Genomic DNA, 20,104 nt, shown 5'->3' on the forward strand with positions numbered 1-20,104 from the left:
AATAAATCTATATATGAAAATCAGTCTGATTAAAGCTGTTTTCCTTGGATTGATATTATCTGCACATAGTATCGATGCACAGGTTCAGACAGTTGATAACAGCAAAAAAATGGAATGGTTCAACCATGCAAAACTGGGTATTTTTATTCATTGGGGAATTTATTCTGTCAACGGAATCTCCGAATCCTGGTCATTCTTCAATAATTATATTAACCACGAAAATTATATGAAACAGCTGAATGGTTTTTCAGCTTCAAAATATCAGCCGGAGCAATGGGTAAATCTCATTAAGGAATCCGGAGCAAAATATGCTGTCATTACAACAAAACATCATGATGGGGTTTCATTATGGAACTCTATGGCAGAAAAGGCGACAAGCATTCCTCAAAACTCTTTGACTAAGAAAGATGTTTTAAGTCCTTTTGTTTCCGCTCTGAAAAAATCAGGATTAAAAACGGGACTTTATTTTTCGTTACCTGATTGGAGCCATCCGTATTATGATATCAATACCCGGACGAAAAAACGCTACGAACTCAAAAATGATCCAAAGCGTTGGCAGAATTTCATCAGCTATTACCAAGGTCAGCTCAATGAACTTTCTACCCAATATTCTCCGGATCTTCTTTGGTTCGATGGAGACTGGGAACATACTTCCGAAGAATGGAAAGCTGCTCAAACCCTGGATTTACTCAAAAAATACAATTCCAATATTATCATTAATTCAAGGCTTAATCATCACGGAGACTATGATACTCCTGAGCAGGGTATTCCTGTTGTTCCACCACAAAATCCATACTGGGAGCTTTGCTACACCATGAATGATTCCTGGGGATATCAGCCTTTTGATAAAAATTACAAAACCCCCAATATGATTGTCAGAACACTGGCAGATGTAATTAGCATGGGAGGAAATCTTCTGCTTGATATTGGTCCGAAGTCAGACGGTACAATTCCCGATGAACAGATTGAGATTCTTAAAAACCTTGGTCGATGGACTTCCAAAAATCAGCATGCCATCTATGAAACAACCCGCGGAATTCCGTTTGACAACTATAAAGGAAAATCTTCACTGTCTACATCAAAGAAATCGTTATTCCTCTATCTTGAAGAGGCCAAAAACCTGACAAAAATTTATGGACTGGCAATAAAACCTCTTTCAGTAAAGATTATTGGAGATCCATCCGCTGTTGTTACAATGGATTATAATGCTGAAAAAACACTGACACTGAATTTCTCCAGTGTAAAATTTGACAAAGATGTCACTGTGGCAGAAATTACTTTTGACAGCCCTCCTGCATTTTTGAACGATTTTAAGAAGGAAAAATATTCTCTTCCCGAAATATTGGAAAACAAAAATACTCAGGAAGCAGCCTATGATATCGCTAATGCTCTGAACTATGATCAGAATTTAGTTACACATGAAGGTCTTACCAATGATGGCCTTGACATGAAAATAAAAAAAACGTCTAAAACAAATCCGGAAACCATAGAATGGATAAGCAAACATGCTGAAGCTTTATTTAATACAGGAAAAGGTCTTCCGGCTGGTCATTACTCAGGAATGAGCGCACTATCAAAAGACAAACAGACTCTTTACCTTTTTGTGGAAGGAGCACCTACCGGCCCTATTGCTCTGAAAGGAATAAAAAATGAAATTGCCAGAATAAGAGTTGTGGGTGAAGGTACCATGCTGCCTCACACCATCTACAACAAGCTGTACTGGAGCGACAGACCGGGAATTATTTATATTGATGTTCCAAAGGAAAAACTTGATAAGCAAATGACCGTCATTGCTGTTTTACTGAATAAACCTCTGGAACTCTACAGAGAAAATGTGGGAGCTATTGAAAACAATCTTTAGTATACCTGAAAGATCCATTCATATAAAAACAAAATCCGGAGAAAATTCTCCGGATTTTTTATTTTGTAAGATGATTTTCTTAGAAAATCTCTCTTCCTGAAAAATGGAATTGAGCTTCGATTAATGCATTCTCGTCAGAATCTGAACCGTGAACAGCATTTTCTCCGATGCTTCTTGCAAACATTTTTCTGATAGTACCTTCTGCAGCTTCCGCAGGGTTAGTAGCACCAATTAATGTTCTGAAGTCTTCAACTGCATTGTCTTTTTCTAAAACTGCAGCAACGATAGGACCAGAGCTCATGAATTCTACTAATTCTCCATAAAATGGTCTTTCAGCGTGTACTTCATAGAATTTTTTTGCATCAGCAACTGTAAGCTGAGTTAATTTTAAAGCTTTGATTTTAAAACCTCCTTCAGCAATCTTACCCAATATAGCACCGATATGTCCGTCAGCAACTGCATCAGGCTTAATCATAGTGAATGTAATGTTAGACATAAATGTATATTTTTTTTAATGGCGCAAAATTACAAAAAATATCTTTGATTTTTATTTTAATTTTTTTTTAACATAAAAATAACTTTTATTAAGAAATCGTAAACTAAACTTTGGCACAGTAATTGTTTATTCTATTGCGATTCTCATGTTTAATTTGAGTTTTCATGGTTATTAGTTTTTACCCAGCTTCGGCTGGGTTTTTTATTTTCAAAAAACAACCTTTATTTTTATCAATTTAATAAATTTTTAATCTAAATAAACTCATTTACAACATTATTGGAACTTTTATTGAAATTAATACAATACCCAAAAATCGAGTACTATCATTTTTCAGATTGGTTAAAATGTGACAAAAGTGGAGTTATGTGCCAAAAAAAGAGTGTCAGAAAGTAGAGTTATCTAAAAAGAGATTTTTTTTCATCAAAAACTAAAAAAAATAAGCTAAAAAAACATACATCTCAAAATAGAACTAAATCCAATCTTTAAAGAAATGATTTTTTTAGAATATTATTCCGACCTACTAACACGCAGAATAGTACAGATTGTCCGAATTAATCTGTAAGTGTCATAAAAAGTGAATGTTTACTAATTATTTTTGCGAAGCTTCTTCTGCCTCATCCATCAATTTGATGTAAGTTGCATAGCGGGAATGCTGAATCTCGCCTGTTTCAAGAGCATCGATAACGGCACATTTCGGTTCATTGATATGAAGACAGTTGTGAAACTTGCACTCTTCTCTCTTCTTGAAAATCTCAGGGAAATAATGCTGTACTTCTTCTTTTTCAATATCAATCATTGCAAATTCACGAACTCCGGGCGTATCAATAACGTTTCCACCAAAATGCCAGAAATGCATCTGGGCAAAAGTTGTGGTGTGCTTTCCTTTCAGGTGAGTATCTGAAATTTCAGATGTCTTTAAATTTAATCCCGGCTGTAAAGCATTCACCAAAGTAGATTTTCCACACCCTGAGTGGCCGAAAAATACTGAAGTTTTATCTTTAAGAATCTCCTGAAGCTGATCCAGATTCAATTTCGAATAGGAAGAAATTTCCAAAGTATCATATCCAATTTCCTGGTATAGGAATTCAATGTCCTTTACAATTTCAATTTCTTCTTCGTGTAAAACATCGATCTTATTAAAAAGAATGAGTGGGGTAATATTATAGGCTTCGCAACATGCCAGAAACCTGTCCAGAAATCCTAAAGATGTTTCAGGATGCTTCAGAGTAAAGATAAAGCATGCCAGATCAATATTGGACGCAATAATATGGGCTTCTTTTGAAAGGTTAACTGATTTTCTGATCAGATAATTGGAGCGCGGTTCAATTTTTGTGATCCATGCGATATCATCCTGCTCCAGTTGAAACTCAACAAAATCTCCTACAGCAAGTGGATTGGTAAGTCTGGTTTTTATTAATTTGAATTTCCCCCGGATTCTGGCCTCGAAAATTTTATTTGTTTCCAATTCCAAAACCTGGTACCAACTGCCTGTAGATTTAATGATTTTTCCTTTCATAGATAATGCTGGTGCAAATATACGCAATTAGGGCTTAGCATTCAGGAAATAGGTTTAAAAACACATGTTTCAATTGCCCTAAATGCTGATGTCTAAGCCCTAATTTATTTTTTAGCTGAAAATTTAGTAAAAGTTTTAACCTCTCTTACCTTTCTCTTCAACTTATCTTTCAATCATAATATTGTTCTGTACTTCAATAGACTCTTCGTGAATCGCTTTGAATACTTTTTCAATAAATTCCTGAGACATTCCTGTTTCTTTTGCTTTTTGAGTAGCGTATTCAGTGATCACTTTCCAACGTTCAGGCTGGAAGATTGCAATATCATTTTCCTTTTTAAGTTTACCGATTTTCTCAGAAATTTTCATTCTTTGAGAAAGAAGTTCAATTAACTGGAAGTCAAGATCAGAAATCAAAGTTCTGTGTCTTCCCATCTCTCCTTCAAAACCAGCAAGATTAGAACTTCTCACTTTCAGATTTCCGATAAGATCTGCAAGAACTTCCGGAGTAATCTGCTGAGAAGCATCACTCCACGCCTCATCAGGATTGCAGTGTGATTCAATGATCGCTCCCTGGTATCCTACGTTAAGCGCTTCCTGCGTAATATCAGCAAGACCAGTTCTGTTTCCACAGATATGAGAAGGGTCGATTAACATTGGAATATTTGGAAACTGGCTCTTGAAATCAAGGGCAATCTGCCAGTTCGGGTTGTTTCTATATTTTGTTTTCTGGTATGTTGAAAATCCTCTGTGAATAACTCCAAGGTTTTTAATGTCCTGTCCTAAAAGTCTTTCCAAAGCTCCGATCCATAATGCAAGATCCGGATTAACAGGGTTTTTCACAAATACAGGTTTATCTGTTCCTCTTAAAGCCATCGCAATTTCCTGTACTGTAAACGGGTTCACTGTAGAACGTGCTCCAATCCAAAGAACATCAACGTCTGCTTCCAGAGCTGCAAACACATGGTGTGCGTTGGCTACCTCAGTCGCTGTTTTAAAACCGTACTCTTCTTTTACTTTTTTTAGCCAGTTCAAACCGATCACTCCTACTCCTTCAAAACCGTTTGGTTTGGTACGGGGCTTCCAGATTCCTGCACGGAAAACGGATACATTGGCATTGGATTCTTTAATTCTCCTGGCCGTTTCAAGCATTTGAGCTTCACTTTCCGCACTACATGGTCCCGCGATCATTAAAGGCTGTGTAAGCTCATTGATCCACTCGTTTTTTAAATCATTTAAATTCATTATTCTAAATTTTTTTGTTTTTGTATATAATTTTTTCGTTAACAGCAATAGCCCTTTGGATTATAAAATTTAATTTATAATTCTTTTCAAAAAATGCCGTTCAAAAATTGTTTAAAGGAATCAGGAAAATAATAGGGCTCTACTTCTCCTGTATTTTTTGGAAAGAAATTCAGTTAACAGTACCAATAAAATCGGTAATACGTTCTGAAATTTCTATAATAAGAAGCAGAAAAACTAAAATAACCGCTAAAAAAGTAATTAGCGGGTGCAAAAAAAGACTGATATGTGTTAGTCAAATTTTCCATTTTATTCTGGAAATGTCTTTATTTAGCGTTTCTGGTTGTAATTTGTTTTTGTCAAAAACTTATTTTCGACAGAAATATTTGACAAATATATAAAAATTATGTCAAATCAAACTTCATTAAATCATCAAGATCTTTCAAAAGTGGATTTTTTTCTATAAATTTTTCAAACATTTTTCTTTTCGTCACCACCTCAATCTTCAGATTTTCAACGTCTCTGACGTATTCTACCTCAATAATATGATTCTGAATTTTTCTTTTAAAATGATTAAAAAATTCTCCACTTATTTTATCAAATTCTACTTTTGCAGAATCTGAAGGGAATAAAACTTTGATTTTATGCTCTTCAGCTTTTACCAATTTAAAGGTTTTGACAGCATTAAATACAAAATTATTTTTTACCTGAAGCTGTTTAAGCATAATTTTCCATTCCACCTGCAGATCTGTATCTGTAAAATGGTTCTGAGGAAGATTATCAGCTTTTACCACAACATCTTCTGTTGTTTCTACTTTATCTTCTTTATTCAAAAAGGAATTGATGCTGAAACCGGAAGAGATTCCCGGTCTTGACAATGGCTTGGTGGTTTTTGTTACCGAAACTTCCTGAACTGTCTGAGAAGCTGCAGGTTGTTGTTCTGCTTTAACTTCTTTCTTTTCCGGGGTTTTTTCCGGCATCTTCACCTCCTGTTTCTCACTGAGAAACGGAGCCAGTATCAGGAACTTTTTTTTTTAGTATCGCCTAAATTAGCTGTCAGTGAAGCCAGCTGCATTAAAGCAATTTCAACCGTAAGTCTTGGGTTTTTGGAATTCTTATAATTAATATCTGCATGGTTACAGATCTCAATACCATCAATAAGCTGCTGGGCGGCCCATTTCTGTCCTTGCTCTACAAATTTAGCCTTGGTCTTCTCTCCTACTTCAATGAGTTCCATGGTGGAAGCATTCTGTGCCATCATCAGATCTCTGAAATGATTTCCTAATCCGGCAATGAAAATATGAGGATCAAAACCTTTCTTTACAATCTCATTGAAAGCGAAAAGCACTTCAGGAATTTTGTTTTCCTTGGCGAGATCCACAATATTCAGATATTGATCATAATCCAGAATGTTGAGTACTTCGGCGGCTTTTGCCAGGGTAATATTTTTCTGGGAGAAGGTAGAAAGTCTGTCGAAGATAGAAAGTGCATCTCTTAATGCACCATCCGCTTTCTGAGCAATCAGGTACAGGGCGTCATCTTCATACTGGATATTTTCTTTTTGGGCAATATTTTTCAGATGATTCTGGATGTCTTCAATGGTAATTCTCTTGAAGTCATAAATCTGACAACGGGATAAAATTGTTGGAATAATTTTATGTTTCTCCGTTGTAGCCAAAATAAAAATAGCATGAGCAGGCGGCTCTTCCAGCGTTTTAAGGAAAGCATTGAAAGCGGCAGAAGACAGCATATGAACCTCATCAATGATATATACTTTGTATTTACCAACCTGAGGTGCAAAACGTACCTGATCTATAAGTTCTCTGATATCATCTACAGAGTTATTGGATGCAGCATCCAATTCATAGATATTGTAAGCAAAGCCATCTTCTGAAACCGAGCCATCTTTCTCATTGATCTTTCTTGCGAGAATTCTGGCACAGGTAGTTTTACCCACACCACGAGGACCGCAAAAAAGTAATGCCTGAGCTAATTGACTTTCTTCAATTGCATGTTCTAAAGTATCCGTAATATGGGATTGCCCTACAACCGTATCAAACTCCTGAGGACGATATTTTCTTGCAGATACTATAAAATTTTCCATTGGCCAAAAGTAAGAAATATAGTTTTAATTTGAAAATTAAAAGTTTTCAAATTATTAACAAAAACGTATTTCTGCTCAAATCGGAAAACTTTTAATTTCTACTTCTTTTTGCTGTATGCAAAGTCGATCAACTCAACAATAGCGGCTTCGACCTCTTTTCTTCCTTCTTCAGTTTTCAGATCGATACCACAAAACTTGTTGGCATTGTATCCTGTATAAAGGTTGAGATAGTAAGCTCCAGACACAATCAAAGCCATAATTGCTCTGTGTCTTGTTGCTACTCCTTCACCGAAGTAAGGATCTGAGATGTTTCCAAATAAAACTTCTCCAACCTCTTCACGTTGTTCAACCAATTTCTTAAGGATAGGTTTACTTTCTGAAAGCTCCCAAAGGATGATCTTCTGAAGTTCTTTATTTTTCTTCAGGTTTTCGAACTGGTTCAATACAACCATTTTAGTAAGTTCGTGCCCACCGTCTGAGAAATCCATATCAACATCCTGGTTGACCTGGCTCCAGTAATCCTGAGATTTGATATATTCATCGATCAGTTTATCAGTACTTCCAAAGTACTCATAGATCAATTTTTTATCAAATCCGGCAACGGCAGCAATCTTGCTTACTTTTAATCCGGAATATCCTTTTACTCTTAAAATTTTACCAACTGCAGCAAGCAGTTTCTGCTTTGTTTTTTCTTTGTCCCTAATGGGGCCCTGCACTACTTTTCTAGGCATAATTATTATTTTTTCGCAATATGCAATTTTTTATTAATATCATCAAACGCATTAAGCGTTTTGTCGAGATGTTCTTTTTCGTGTCTTGCCGTTACACTCATCCTGATACGTGCGTCTTTTCTTGGTACAGCCGGATAAAGAATCGGGTTGGTATAGATTCCCATTTCTATTAGTAGTTTTCCAACATCTCCTGTTACATAAGGATCTCCAATTTTTACGGGAACGATCGCGGAGCAGGTAACTCCTGTATCTAATCCTAAATCGTCAAGTCCTTTTTTGAAATAATTGATGTTATCCCAGAGTTTTTCTCTCCAGATGGGTTCTTCGTCAATTAAATCAATGGCTTTAACAATTCCTGCGGATGATGGTGGCGCTGTAGCTGAGAAGATCTGCTGGCGTGAATGGAATCTGATGAATGCAGCTATTTTTTTATCTGCAATGACATAACCTCCCAGATTTCCAAATGTTTTGCTGAATGTACCTGTGATGATGTCTACTTTATCCAATAACCCAGCCTGTTCCAAAGTACCTCTTCCGGTTTCTCCAAGGATACCAACACCATGTACGTCGTCTACCATTAGAAAGGCATTGTACTTTTTCACAAGGTTATAGATCTCATTAATACGGGAGGTATCACCATCCTGGGAATACACTCCGTCCACAATAACGAGTTTCGTACGGTACAGATTTTCAGATACCTTCAAAATGTGTTCCAAAGATTCCAAATTATTGTGCGGAAATGTTTTTTTATTGGTAAAAGCACATCCTTCGTGTACACTGGCATGCACTGCCATGTCTAAAATAGCAAGATCTTCTTTCTGCATTAAGCACTGTAAACTAGCGCTGTTAGCAGTATATCCGGTAGTAAACACTACGGCTTCATCTTCTGTTCTTTTAAAAAAACTTGAAATTCTTTTTTCTAAAGCATTGTGATAATCAAAGTAGCCACCGATAAGAGGTGTAGCTCCTGTTCCTGTTCCATATTTCTCTATTCCTTCGATAGCGGCCTGCTTTACTTTCGGGTGTTGTGTGAATCCTAAATAATCACTTGATACAAAACTAACAAATTCTCTGTTTTGGTCTGCAATATTTACATTCAGTATCGCATTGGTTCCTGAAGTGTTCTTCAGTCTGTAATTCATGTGTCCGTTAGACTTTACAAAGTCTAAATATTCATAAAAAATTTCAGCTCTTTGAGCCATATCATTATCTGGTATATTCTCAAAGTCTTTAATAGTTGCTGTTGTGAAATTGATGCTCATCCTTAATCTTGTTTGTTGTGGTTTAAAAGAAACAAATATATAACTATTTAAAAGGCTTAAGCGCCTCTGCTAAGATTAAATATTATTAAAGACACAATATTTATCTCTTATTATCTGGAAACCAAAGTATTTAAATATACATCTATCTTTTTTAACGTTTTTCGCTTTTGAATTAATTAGTTTTTTCTTACCTAAATTTAATAAAAAAATCAAACAATAAAGAAATATTAATACATAAATAATAAAAAAATGTAATTATTTTTCACAAACAGCTCATTTATAAAAGATTATTTTTTTATTATTTTAACATTTTAATTCACTAAACAGCCTTAAAAATACAACAATTCGAGCGTTCAAATCCCTATCCTGAGACAAAAAACAGCGTAAATCTCTTGCAACAACAATATTAAACAAAAAAAGTAGTCAATTTAAACTTTTTTGGAATTTCTGAAATTTCCGGGAGTAAAGCCGGTCATTTTTTTGAAAAATTTTGAGAAATTGGAAGGGTCATAAGTAAAAATACGGGCAATTTCTGCCACAGATTGATCGGATCCCACGAGCATTTGCTTGATCTGATCAATAATTTTTTCATCATAAAAGGAACAAGGATGCTGTCCGGTTTCTTTTTTAACGGTATCAGTAAGGTGCTTATGGGATACAGCAAGCTCTCTGGCGATCTCATTCAGTTCCATAAATTCAGGAACAGCACCGGAAATAACGTCCTGAATATGCTTGTCTAAAAAAGTAAAATACTGGCGGGTAATTTCTTCGCTTCTTTTCATCGTGTATGTTTCTTGCTAACGTGTATTCAAGATATAAATTTAATCATTAAGATACAAAATAACACGGTAAGCTTTTCGGATATTTCAAGCTGGATATTTAAGAAAAACTATCTTTAAAAGCTTGTGTAGAATTTTTTACCTTCAGCTTTTCCAGGATATTCTGACGGTGTCTGTTGACCGTATTGACGCTTATAGAAAGAAGACCTGCAATTTCTTTGCTTGCATATCCCTCTCCTATCCATTTTAAAACTTCCAATTCTCTGGGGCTTAAAATATTTTTATAATCAAGCTTATCTTTTACAACCACTTCCCCTTTTATGATATTAACAATCATAAAATCGGGAGTACCAGATGAAGTCAATGCAATATTATAAAGACAAAGAGCGAGCCTAAGCCTGCCGTTATCGGGCGAATAAATATAAAACATACGGTGTTTCACCCACCTGTAGTCTTCATTTTTATCCTTCATTCTTATTTTTGAAACCACACTATATGCCGTACGTTCTTTTATTTCCATGGTATCCAGCAATTTGAAAAAACGGAGTTCATGGATGTATTTTTTCAGGCGGTCATCAGGATGTATCTTTTTCAGCATTTCTTCTTCCCAGATGGAGTCTATTTCTGCAGGATTTTCATCCATCTTTAGCCCAAGTTCATCTGCTGCCGCAGATTTATAAATAAAACTCTTATTCTCCTGCATATCACTCAGCACACATATTGCACCTTCCATCTGAGCGTATGCTAGCGCTCTCTGTTTATAGATCTCCAGATCGAGTTGACATTTTTTCGAGGCGTTATCCAGTAATTGATCACTAAGCTGTTCACGGATTTCCATAATGGTTATTTATCAGTATTGACGCAAATGAAGTTTAATAATACTTTTGCTAAAATAATAATTTACCCTTAGAACTTATCCCAAAGAGAATGAAGAAACTGATTTTCGGCTTTTGCGCCTTATTCCTGATTCAAAAGTTTTCCGCCCAGAATCTTGAGAAAATGACCTGGTTTAATGAACCTGAAAAATGGGAAATCAAAAACAATAGTCTTTCTATGTTTGTAACGCCACAGAGCGATTACTGGAGGGTTTCACATTATGGATTCACGGTAGATGACGCCCCTTTCTACTACGCCACGTATGGTGGTGAATTTGAGGCAAAAGTAAAAATAACCGGCAGTTATAAAGCAAGATTTGACCAGATGGGGCTTATGCTGAGAATAGATCAGGAACATTATATCAAGGCCGGAGTAGAATTCGTAGATGGCAAGTACAACCTCAGCACTGTGGTCACCCATAATAAAAGTGACTGGAGTGTCATTACATTAGAAAAAACGCCTCCTGCCATATGGATAAAAGCGGTAAGAAGACTGGATGCTGTTGAGATATTTTATTCTTTTGATGATAAAAATTATATCATGATGCGAAATGCACCTCTTCAGGATAACATTCCTGTAATGGTTGGATTAATGGCAGCCTGTCCGGACGGAGAAGGATTCAGCGCTGTTTTTGAAAACTTCAGAGTAAAACATCTGCCGGATCAGCGCAGACTCAAGTGGCTTGAAACCCATCAATAACGATTGAATTACACTTCAATATACAGTCAATTTTATTCACCTCCCATCATTTCCGGGAGGTTTTTTTGATTTAAAAAGGGATTCTGAATGTTTAAAAATAAAAAAGAGACTGCTTACTTTTAGTACAGCCTCTTTTGTTTTTGAGATAAAAACCGTTTGTGTTCTTAGAATCATTATTTTGACAATAAAGCTTCTTAATTGTTGTGAGAATATTTTTGCAAAAATATGAATATCCATAAGCCCTGACAAAGTTATCATGTAGAATAAACCATCTTTTTTTTGTCGAAGTTTTACTACAAAATCAATTAAACAAAACTTTAACCATTAATTTAAAAACCAATAAAATTATTCAGACATGATAATATTTCTCATTTATAAAATTCTAAAACAATTCAGAAATCCAGCACAATACAGAGATCTATAAAAGATGATTTAAAATGAATGTGATATAAATTTATCACTTATTATTGAAATATGATAATTTATCAAAAAAAATTGAATGGCTTATTGTCTGCAATACATGATAAAACTTATGGAAAACAAAATATGCAATACTAATTTATCGCCATAATTTCACTATTTTTACACGATCAAAAAATATAAAACACAAAAGACCAGAAAACTTCAATGATAAAAATTTATTCTCAATCGTTCCTGCCCTTTAAAAAAACTTTGACTTGTACAAATACTATTATTAACCGTCTATTGCATTAGCAGCAGATATAGATCAGTTTTGCACATATATGAGAGTTTGGGCATTAATTTTTGCTTGTATCTATCTAAACATTTCCGGGCAGCACTATACATCTACGTGGTATAACATAGATAACGGGCTTCCCCAAAGCAGTGCAAAGGCCATTGTCAAAGACAAATATGGCTTCATCTGGATTTCTACTGAAAACGGGCTGGTACGGTATGACGGGAGTTCTTTTATTACCTTTAATAATTTCAAGGTAAATAATCTTCATTTTGGCGAGTTTATAGGAGATCCGTGCCTTGACAGCATCACCGTTCTTAATAATTTCCAGGAAAATAAAATCATTATCAGAAACAGGTTTCCAAAGCTGGCAAGCCTTACTAAGGGTGATAAAATGACCTATTCTAACGGTACTGATATCCTGCACCGCATTGCCAATAATATCATTACATCGGATTTCTATAATGACATCCAATATTTTATTCAGCTAAGAAATTCTGTTTATCATTTTACAGAAAAGAATGCCATCATCTATAAGGAAGGAAAAAAGGAAATAAAAATTGCTTTCCCTTTTACCAATAAAGACCTGAACTACATTTTTGTGCTGAATAATCACCTGTTCGTTAATGATCTGAAAAAAAGAAAAACCTACTCCATTTACAAGGGGCATCTTTCTGTTTCTGATCAACCTACACTTTTTAATCATCCTGACACTAAAATCTATTGGCAACAGATTACCAATCAGACTTTTATTATCAATCATGACAATATTTACCTTTTAGAAGGAAATGAAAAGGATCTCCGTTTGAAATTTCTTGTCAATTTTGAAGAAATCGGTAATCACTCCTATTGCTCCATGTACTATGATGAGAGTTTCAACAAATTGTATCTGGGAACTCTCAATAATGGGTTGAATGTGCTGCAACTTTCCAATTTCTATGTTTCAAGGAAAGAGGCCGATTTTTCCAGTAATGTATATTTCGCCTCCCTTCCTTTCAGTCAAAATACGATTATTGCTGAGGACGGAACAGAATTCGGAAGAAATGGGATTGTAAAAAACCATCTATTCGGAAACAATGACGATTATCTGATGATGTATGACCATTCCGGAAATATTCTGATCAGAAAACGAAACAGCATTATCAGGTTTTATAAAAATTCCGGATATAAAAAGAAGGATTCTACTTTTGTTAAAAAAGGGCTTGAAACGTTTATGAAAAGCGGAAACCTTTATGGAACTACCTTTACAGATCTTTCCGGAACTCAGCTTCATCTTTACAGAAAAGATATATTTAAACAACCGGACTTCACCTATACTTTCAAAAGTTATGTCAATATTTTTCATCAATACAATGAGAATGAAATTCTGACAGGAAACAGTGACGGACTTTATTCCATAGCACTGGGCAGCAATACTATAACTCCGTTAATCAAAAACATCCATGTTAAAAGTATTATCAGAACAAAGGATCATCTGATATGGATTACAACAGAGAAAAACGGCTTCTATCTATTCAGAAATCATAAGCTTATCAAGATGCCAAATGACGTGAACGGTTATCTCCAGTCGGCTCATTATATTCTTGAAGATCAGAAAGGATATTATTGGATTTCTTCGAATAACGGAATGTTTAAGGTCGCTAAGAAACAATTACTGCAGTATGCGGAAGGCAAAAAAGCTCCGGTTTTTTATTATCGTTTCACCAAAAAAGACGGTTTCCTGACCAATGAATTTAATGGAAGTTCAGAACCTAACGCCTACGCTCTTCCGAACGGAGATTTTGTATTTCCTTCAATGGACGGCTTTGTATTTTTCAATCCGGAAAATATCCAGACTTATTATCCGGGAAGAAATAAAATTTACATTGAACGGGTCAAAATCGGAAATTCTGAGCCTCAGTATTTTCATCAGATCCTTGATTTGAAAAATGATTACAAAACAGCGGATGTCTTTATTGATATTCCTTATTTTTCCAATCCTGAAAACCTTTATATTGAAGCAAAAATATCAGGAAAAGAAAACACTGAATGGGAAAAAATTGCCACAGGAAAAGAGTTAAAATATACCATCAGCAACCTTTCTCCCGGAGATTACACCCTGAGTGTAAGAGTATTGATTTCTGCTGACGGGAAATATGAAGAAAAGGCAATACATTTTAAAATTCAGCCTCTTTTTTATCAGACCTTGCTTTTCAGGGTGTCTGCATCCATTATTATCCTTGTTATCATCATCATTATCGTTCAGTTAACCACTAATTTTCTAAGGATAAAAAATAAAGCTTTAAAACAGATTGTTCATAATAAAAACTCTGAACTGAAGGAAACCTCTCTTCACCTGGAAGTCGTAAAAAATAACCTGCAGAAAGAAACGGAATATCAGAAGAAACTGGTGGAAACTATCAGCCATGACATTACCACTCCGATCAGATTTATTGCCATGCTTTCTCAGAAACTGCATGAGTCTGATGATGTGGAACTTCAGAAAAAGTACTTTGACAGTATTTATAAATCTTCCGAACAACTGTATCAGTTTACCCTGAATTTGAAAGAGTACACCGAACTTTATAAGGCTGAAAATATTTTTGAAGAAAAGGAATATCCCATCAACAGAATTCTGGAAATCAAGAATAAATTATTCTGTGAAATTGCAAAAGAAAAAGGGACTACAATTACCAATCTTACTGAAGGTATTATATTTTCTAAGGTAAATGAAAGTATCTTAACCGCTATTATTCATAACATCCTTGATAATGCGGTGAAAAATACCTTTGAAGGAAATATAACCCTTACTGTTACCGAAAACCCACAACAATCCACCATACTCATTACTGATACAGGAACAGGAATGTCTGAAGAACAGATTTCCATTTATATGAACCTGTTCAGAAATCCAAAACTGGAAACTCCCAGCTTTAAAGGGAAAGGATTGGGTCTGCATATGGTTATCCATCTGGTAAAAAAGATCAATGCTGAAATGAACTTCAGACAAAACCATCCTAAAGGAACTGTTGTGGAAATAACACTCAAAAAAAACTAATCTTTATGAATGAAAGAATTTTAATCGCTGATGATCATTATGTGGTAAGAGCAGGAACTTCTCTGGTTCTTGAAACTGCTTATCCGGGACTGAATATAGATTTTGCGGAAAATTATGACCAGGTGAAAAAGAAACTGGAAGATCAGCGGTATGACCTTATTATTTTAGATATTGATATGCCGGGAACTCAGTATAAAAAAATGGTTCCTGAGCTTAAAGATATACAGAATGACCTTAAAATTCTCATATTCTCAGGATATGACAAAGATGTAGCCATCCAATATATCAGAGAAGGAGCTGAAGGCTATCTGAATAAACAAAGCAGTGAAGAGGAAATTAAAAATGCGGTGAAAACAGTAATTGAAAAAGGATATTTCTATCCTGCAGAGCTGATTGGTCTTATTATTCAAAACAAAAGAAATAATCCCGTAGAGAAGTTATCATCCAGAGAATACGAAATTTTCAAACTTCTGGCGGATGGCAATGGTAATCTGGAAATCGCCAACAGGCTCAATATTCAGATGTCTACAGTAAGCACTTATAAAAAAAGGATTTTTCAAAAGCTTAATGTTGGAAATATTGCAGAACTGATCAAAGTCTATGAAATGATGCATTAAAAAACGGGGCCGGAACTTCATAGTATTCCAGCCCCAGAAAAAACACAAATCTCATTAGATTTTTAAACAGCTAACCCATTGATTTTGTATAATTTTATAGAATCATTGTATTTTTAGAATCTTCAGGTGACTAATTAATACAGTCTCTGTACGGAGAGAAACAATTCTCTTGTGTTATCAGAAGTATTGGAATCTGTGGTTGTAGCATCACTGCTTCCTGTATTAGATTTGTTATCTACGCGGAATGCATAGTACACTCTGTACCACCTTGGTTCCGGTTCTTGTATGGTAATATCAAATGTTACGGTTTCATTATTGGTCTGAGTAAGATAAACACCATCATCAAACTGCCTGTAAGCTCCCGGTGATAATTTAATATTTCCGTTGTCAGAATCACCGGTATGGGTAGACATTTCTGAGACCCAGATTTTCACATCTGAAGTTCCTACATTATAAAGTCTCGGATTAAAAGTGGTAGCCGCTCCCGTACCTGCTGAACTGCTGTTAAATTGTGCATCCAGTCTTAAGAAACCACCCAAAACAGGAAGGTCAGTAAGATAGGTACTGGCTAATGTGGTAGCTCCGGAAGTGCCTGCAGGAATGCTTCCATGATAGTAGATTAAATCTCCGATCGTAATGTCATCATCTTTTCCTCCGAAAGCAAATTTCCAGGTGGTTCCGTTGAACATATAATAACCGGCTTTATCTACTTTTGCCGTTTTTACTGAAGGGGCAGTTACAGCCTGAGTGACATAGACCAACGCTCCGGTTTGAGCCGCTAAATAGACATCATCTTTAGCTCTTAACTGGTCTCCTGTCATTCTGGGAGCCATTACACCATCAGGCACGGTAGCCACGTCCGGTTTTCCTTCTACATGTAATGTTACTTTAGGGGAATCTGTATTAATACCAACCTGGGAATATGCAGCTATTGAAAAACACATCATTATGCTGGCAAGAGGTAATTTTATTTTTTTCATTTTAGTATATTTGTTTAAAAATTATTTGATTTATTTAAGAATTGAATAAATCATTTAGGGTCAATTGATAGATCATCAATCAGCCTTTGTTGAGCTAGCTGGTGCAAAGTTATCTGCATTCATAAATCAAACTCAGCAATAACCAATGAAAAACCGGAAACGGCTCAACAAAACACAAACATCTAATAATCAAAATATTAATCCAGTCATTTTCTGAAAATTGACTGTTATGGAAACCAATTGAAATGATTTAAAATTACCTCTTACCACAAATGACCACGGAAAAAGACATAAAAATTGAACAGTACAAAAGACAGCTCGTGTATTATTATAATATTCTGATGTCTGTCATACTTGCTGTATTTGGTTTGATATACACTTTTATCATTCCGGATAAAATAATGGCATGGTATCTTTTTGGGGGACTTTTTTTAATGGTCTATACGTATCTGATTGTACGCAAAACCTACTCGGTGAATGTCATGGTACATTCTTACATCATCATTGCTACTCTATATAACTTTTATATCATGCTGGCTTTCTGGAATAACTCTATAGCGAGTTTTGTCTGGCTTATCCCTATTCCCCTGGCAGCTTATGTTTTCTTTGAAAGAAAGTACGTATTTATTTACAGCATGTTTGTTTTGTTGAATATTATCGCAGGATACCTTATTTCCAAAACCTTCAGCTTTAAATTCCCGATACACAGACCTGAAGATGTGAGAATTACCGATACCATCCTGATGATTTCCAATGTAGCTGTAATATCACTCCTGCTCTATTTTAAGGATAAAATAAAACGTGTTGAAATTTACCATGAAATTGAGGAAAAGAGTTCAAATACTGTAATTCAGCCAGCTTCTGTGATAGAGAAAGCGCCTTTTGCAGATGAACTGTTCGAAAAAATTGAATCAGTGATGAGAGAAAAACAGCTGTATAAAGATGTTAATTTTAATATTTCAAAACTTTCTACAGAAATGGATATTAACAGCAGTTATATTTCAAAATCAATTCGTGCTAAAGGATATCCCAACTTCAATAATTACCTGAATATGCACAGAATTGAGTGTGTAAAAAGGTTACTTCATGAAAATGATATTGAAAAAGTAACCCTTATGTATATTTACACAGAGGCTGGCTTCTCTAATCAGTCTACTTTCAACAGGGTTTTCAAACAGATGGAGAATATAACGCCTTCAGAATACATCAACAGTCTGCAGCTTCACTGATTTGTTTCACCAATATATATCATTGAGATAATGATTTTTAAATTCGGAAAATAATCAGGAAATTTACAGAACTTAATTTTTCTGTCAAACCACTGCATTTTAATTGCAAAAAAATCATGAATTCATCTGAAAAAGCACTTCAGGGAAGCTCACGTTTCCGATATATAAAACTTTGTATTTTCTTTTCAGGACTCTCGGTTTTTGCACAACTTTATCTTTTCCAGCCGATGCTGCCAATGGCTGCTGAACAGTTCGGAGTGTCTGTAGGTGATACTTCCCTTCTGGTATCATCATCCACCATAGGTATGGCATTGGGATTACTGTTTTTTGCTTTTAAAGCAGACAGTTATTCCAGAAAAAATCTCATGGTTTTTTCGCTGATTTCATCTGCAATCTTAACTATTATTTCTACCTGGATTCCAAGTTTAAGTCTATTGATTGCTATCGGAGTATTGAAAGGATTTGTTGTTTCAGGCGTCTCAGCAGTTGCCCTTGCCTACCTTACAGAAGAAGTGGATGCTCTGGCAGTACCTGCAGCCATCAGTATGTATCTCAGCGGAAATACAATCGGTGGAATGAGCGGAAGGATAATGGCGACTCTTTTTGCAGGGGAATTCGGATGGCGTAACGCTGTTCTTCTGATTGGTGTAGAAAGTTTTATACTCGGTGCTGTATTCTGGAAACTGTTTCCGGAATCAAAATTTTTCAATCCTCTGAAAACAGATTATCATCTTAAGGTAAAACAGATGAAGTTCTTTCTTACCAATCCTTACATGCTTCGTTTATATTGTACTGCAGCTTTATTAATGGGTGTTTTCGTAAGTGTTTATAATTACCTGACATTCAGACTAGAGGCCAAACCATTTTCATTAAGCCACTTTATCATTGCCTTTATCTTTCTCATGTATATTTTTGGAGTTTTCGGGACGATGATCGTAGGGCGCCTTTCAAGGAGGTTTCCCATGAATACTATCCTTAAAGCATCCATCCTGTCTATGATTATCGGAGCGGCTTTATTGCTGTCTGAAAACATTTATATTCTTATTTTCGGACTTGGGCTTTTCACCCTTTCATTCTTCGCTGCCCATACTATGGCCAGCCAGATGACCGCTTTGTATGCCAAACGTGGGAAATCTTCAGCCACTTCTATTTACTGGCTCTTTTATTATTTTGGTTCAAGTATTCTGGGAAGTGGTACTGGTTATCTGCTTCATGCCTATTCCTGGAATGTTTTCATAGGGGTTCTTATGATATCCGTTATTATAGCTCTTCTTCTGACAACTTTTAATACCACTCCAAAATCAAGAATAAAAAACTAGTACCACATAGATACCACATCCTATTTTACAGGAATATGCGATAATTCGCGCATAGGTGTACTATTTTAACATATCATTAATTTTTTATAGCAAAAATTTAACCTAATCTTCACCAAAACAAGGCTTAACAATACAATGCCGGGCATACTATTTGCTGTTTATCTGAGACCATATCATCAACTAAAATTCAAAATATTATGAACGTAGCAGATCTAAAAATCAAGAACTTGGTAGAGTACAAAAATCAGATTTATACGATCACTGAGATCTTTCACAATGTTGAGCAGGCTTATTTTGTTAAAATTGAAAATGATATTCAGAGTATTTCAGTTCCGGCAGCCTCCATCAAACCTATTAAGATTACTGAAGAATGGCTTGAAAAGCTTGGATTCTCAAGAACATACAGTTCTGAACAGAGCATCCGATATGAAAGGCCGGAACCCTTTATAAAATACGATATAGACCTGAGTTCCAGAAAAATACTGGAAGGACTAAAAATATACGGGAACGCTATAAAATGTAAATACATCCATGAGTTTCAGAATATTTTCTCAAGCTTATTCGGAAAGGAAACTGTTTTACATTATGGTTATTTGAAAACAGAATCGTAGTTAAATAGTTCTTAGTTGAGGAAGACCACAATTTAGCCCGTAAATTGTGGT

General features: G+C 35.3%; 17 protein-coding genes. 7 read left to right on the forward strand and 10 right to left on the reverse strand.

Annotated elements, in window-relative coordinates:
* The first annotated feature begins 13 nt into the window (after positions 1-13).
* Positions 14-1,861 (forward strand): alpha-L-fucosidase, encoded by a 1,848-nt coding sequence (locus tag ACMA47_RS02045; protein WP_413928459.1) that lies wholly within the window; start codon positions 14-16, stop codon positions 1,859-1,861.
* A gap of 79 nt (positions 1,862-1,940) precedes the next feature.
* Here ACMA47_RS02045 and ACMA47_RS02050 read toward each other — a convergent pair whose 3' ends face one another.
* From ACMA47_RS02050 to ACMA47_RS02090, 9 genes are all read right to left on the reverse strand, one after another.
* The gene (locus ACMA47_RS02050; RefSeq protein ID WP_034687444.1) at positions 1,941-2,357 is read right to left on the reverse strand and encodes a nucleoside-diphosphate kinase; all 417 of its coding nucleotides are present in this window, start codon (positions 2,355-2,357) and stop codon (positions 1,941-1,943) included.
* Between the two features lie 589 nt (positions 2,358-2,946).
* Positions 2,947-3,873, reverse strand: coding sequence for a ribosome small subunit-dependent GTPase A (rsgA, locus tag ACMA47_RS02055; protein WP_034698541.1), 927 nt, complete (start codon positions 3,871-3,873; stop codon positions 2,947-2,949).
* Between the two features lie 162 nt (positions 3,874-4,035).
* On the reverse strand, positions 4,036-5,115 hold the full coding sequence (locus ACMA47_RS02060; RefSeq protein WP_034698544.1) for a chorismate mutase: 1,080 nt from the start codon (positions 5,113-5,115) through the stop codon (positions 4,036-4,038).
* Positions 5,116-5,516: 401 nt separating this feature from the next.
* Entirely contained in the window at positions 5,517-6,092 is a 576-nt protein-coding gene (locus ACMA47_RS02065) for a hypothetical protein (protein ID WP_413928460.1), read from the reverse strand.
* Between the two features lie 38 nt (positions 6,093-6,130).
* Positions 6,131-7,216 carry a DNA polymerase III subunit gamma/tau gene (gene dnaX, locus ACMA47_RS02070; protein ID WP_034698546.1) on the reverse strand — a complete coding sequence of 362 codons (1,086 nt, stop codon included), beginning with the start codon at positions 7,214-7,216 and terminating at the stop codon, positions 6,131-6,133.
* 98 nt (positions 7,217-7,314) lie between these two features.
* Positions 7,315-7,947: a TetR/AcrR family transcriptional regulator gene (locus tag ACMA47_RS02075; RefSeq protein ID WP_034698548.1), complete on the reverse strand. Its 633-nt coding sequence runs from the start codon at positions 7,945-7,947 to the stop codon at positions 7,315-7,317.
* Between the two features lie 5 nt (positions 7,948-7,952).
* Positions 7,953-9,209: an aminotransferase class I/II-fold pyridoxal phosphate-dependent enzyme gene (locus ACMA47_RS02080; protein WP_413928461.1), complete on the reverse strand. Its 1,257-nt coding sequence runs from the start codon at positions 9,207-9,209 to the stop codon at positions 7,953-7,955.
* A gap of 428 nt (positions 9,210-9,637) precedes the next feature.
* Entirely contained in the window at positions 9,638-9,991 is a 354-nt protein-coding gene (locus ACMA47_RS02085; protein WP_413928462.1) for a helix-turn-helix domain-containing protein, read from the reverse strand.
* Between the two features lie 97 nt (positions 9,992-10,088).
* Positions 10,089-10,826: a LuxR C-terminal-related transcriptional regulator gene (locus ACMA47_RS02090; protein ID WP_413928463.1), complete on the reverse strand. Its 738-nt coding sequence runs from the start codon at positions 10,824-10,826 to the stop codon at positions 10,089-10,091.
* An 89-nt stretch (positions 10,827-10,915) separates the two neighbouring features.
* Between ACMA47_RS02090 and ACMA47_RS02095 the strand changes: the two genes are divergently transcribed.
* The 3 genes from ACMA47_RS02095 to ACMA47_RS02105 all read left to right on the forward strand — a co-directional run bounded on the left by ACMA47_RS02095 (position 10,916) and on the right by ACMA47_RS02105 (position 15,914).
* Positions 10,916-11,563, forward strand: coding sequence for a DUF1349 domain-containing protein (locus ACMA47_RS02095; RefSeq protein WP_413928464.1), 648 nt, complete (start codon positions 10,916-10,918; stop codon positions 11,561-11,563).
* A gap of 743 nt (positions 11,564-12,306) precedes the next feature.
* Positions 12,307-15,297 carry a sensor histidine kinase gene (locus tag ACMA47_RS02100; RefSeq protein WP_413928465.1) on the forward strand — a complete coding sequence of 997 codons (2,991 nt, stop codon included), beginning with the start codon at positions 12,307-12,309 and terminating at the stop codon, positions 15,295-15,297.
* A 5-nt stretch (positions 15,298-15,302) separates the two neighbouring features.
* Positions 15,303-15,914 carry a response regulator gene (locus ACMA47_RS02105; RefSeq protein ID WP_034698570.1) on the forward strand — a complete coding sequence of 204 codons (612 nt, stop codon included), beginning with the start codon at positions 15,303-15,305 and terminating at the stop codon, positions 15,912-15,914.
* Positions 15,915-16,048: 134 nt separating this feature from the next.
* Here the strand turns inward: ACMA47_RS02105 and ACMA47_RS02110 are convergent, their stop codons facing one another.
* A complete protein-coding gene (locus ACMA47_RS02110) occupies positions 16,049-16,894 on the reverse strand; it encodes a hypothetical protein (protein WP_413928466.1) in 846 nt (281 codons plus the stop codon).
* A gap of 272 nt (positions 16,895-17,166) precedes the next feature.
* On the opposite strand from ACMA47_RS02110, the gene ACMA47_RS02115 reads away from it, so the two are divergent.
* From ACMA47_RS02115 to ACMA47_RS02125, 3 genes are all read left to right on the forward strand, one after another.
* The gene (locus ACMA47_RS02115) at positions 17,167-18,123 is read left to right on the forward strand and encodes a helix-turn-helix domain-containing protein (RefSeq protein ID WP_413928467.1); all 957 of its coding nucleotides are present in this window, start codon (positions 17,167-17,169) and stop codon (positions 18,121-18,123) included.
* Positions 18,124-18,239: 116 nt separating this feature from the next.
* A complete protein-coding gene (locus ACMA47_RS02120) occupies positions 18,240-19,442 on the forward strand; it encodes an MFS transporter (RefSeq protein ID WP_413928468.1) in 1,203 nt (400 codons plus the stop codon).
* A gap of 197 nt (positions 19,443-19,639) precedes the next feature.
* A complete protein-coding gene (locus ACMA47_RS02125; RefSeq protein WP_407846312.1) occupies positions 19,640-20,053 on the forward strand; it encodes a hypothetical protein in 414 nt (137 codons plus the stop codon).
* Positions 20,054-20,104 lie beyond the last annotated feature (51 nt).

Origin of the sequence: Chryseobacterium sp. T20 (genome assembly GCF_047345655.1) — a bacterium.
Lineage (GTDB): Bacteria > Bacteroidota > Bacteroidia > Flavobacteriales > Weeksellaceae > Chryseobacterium.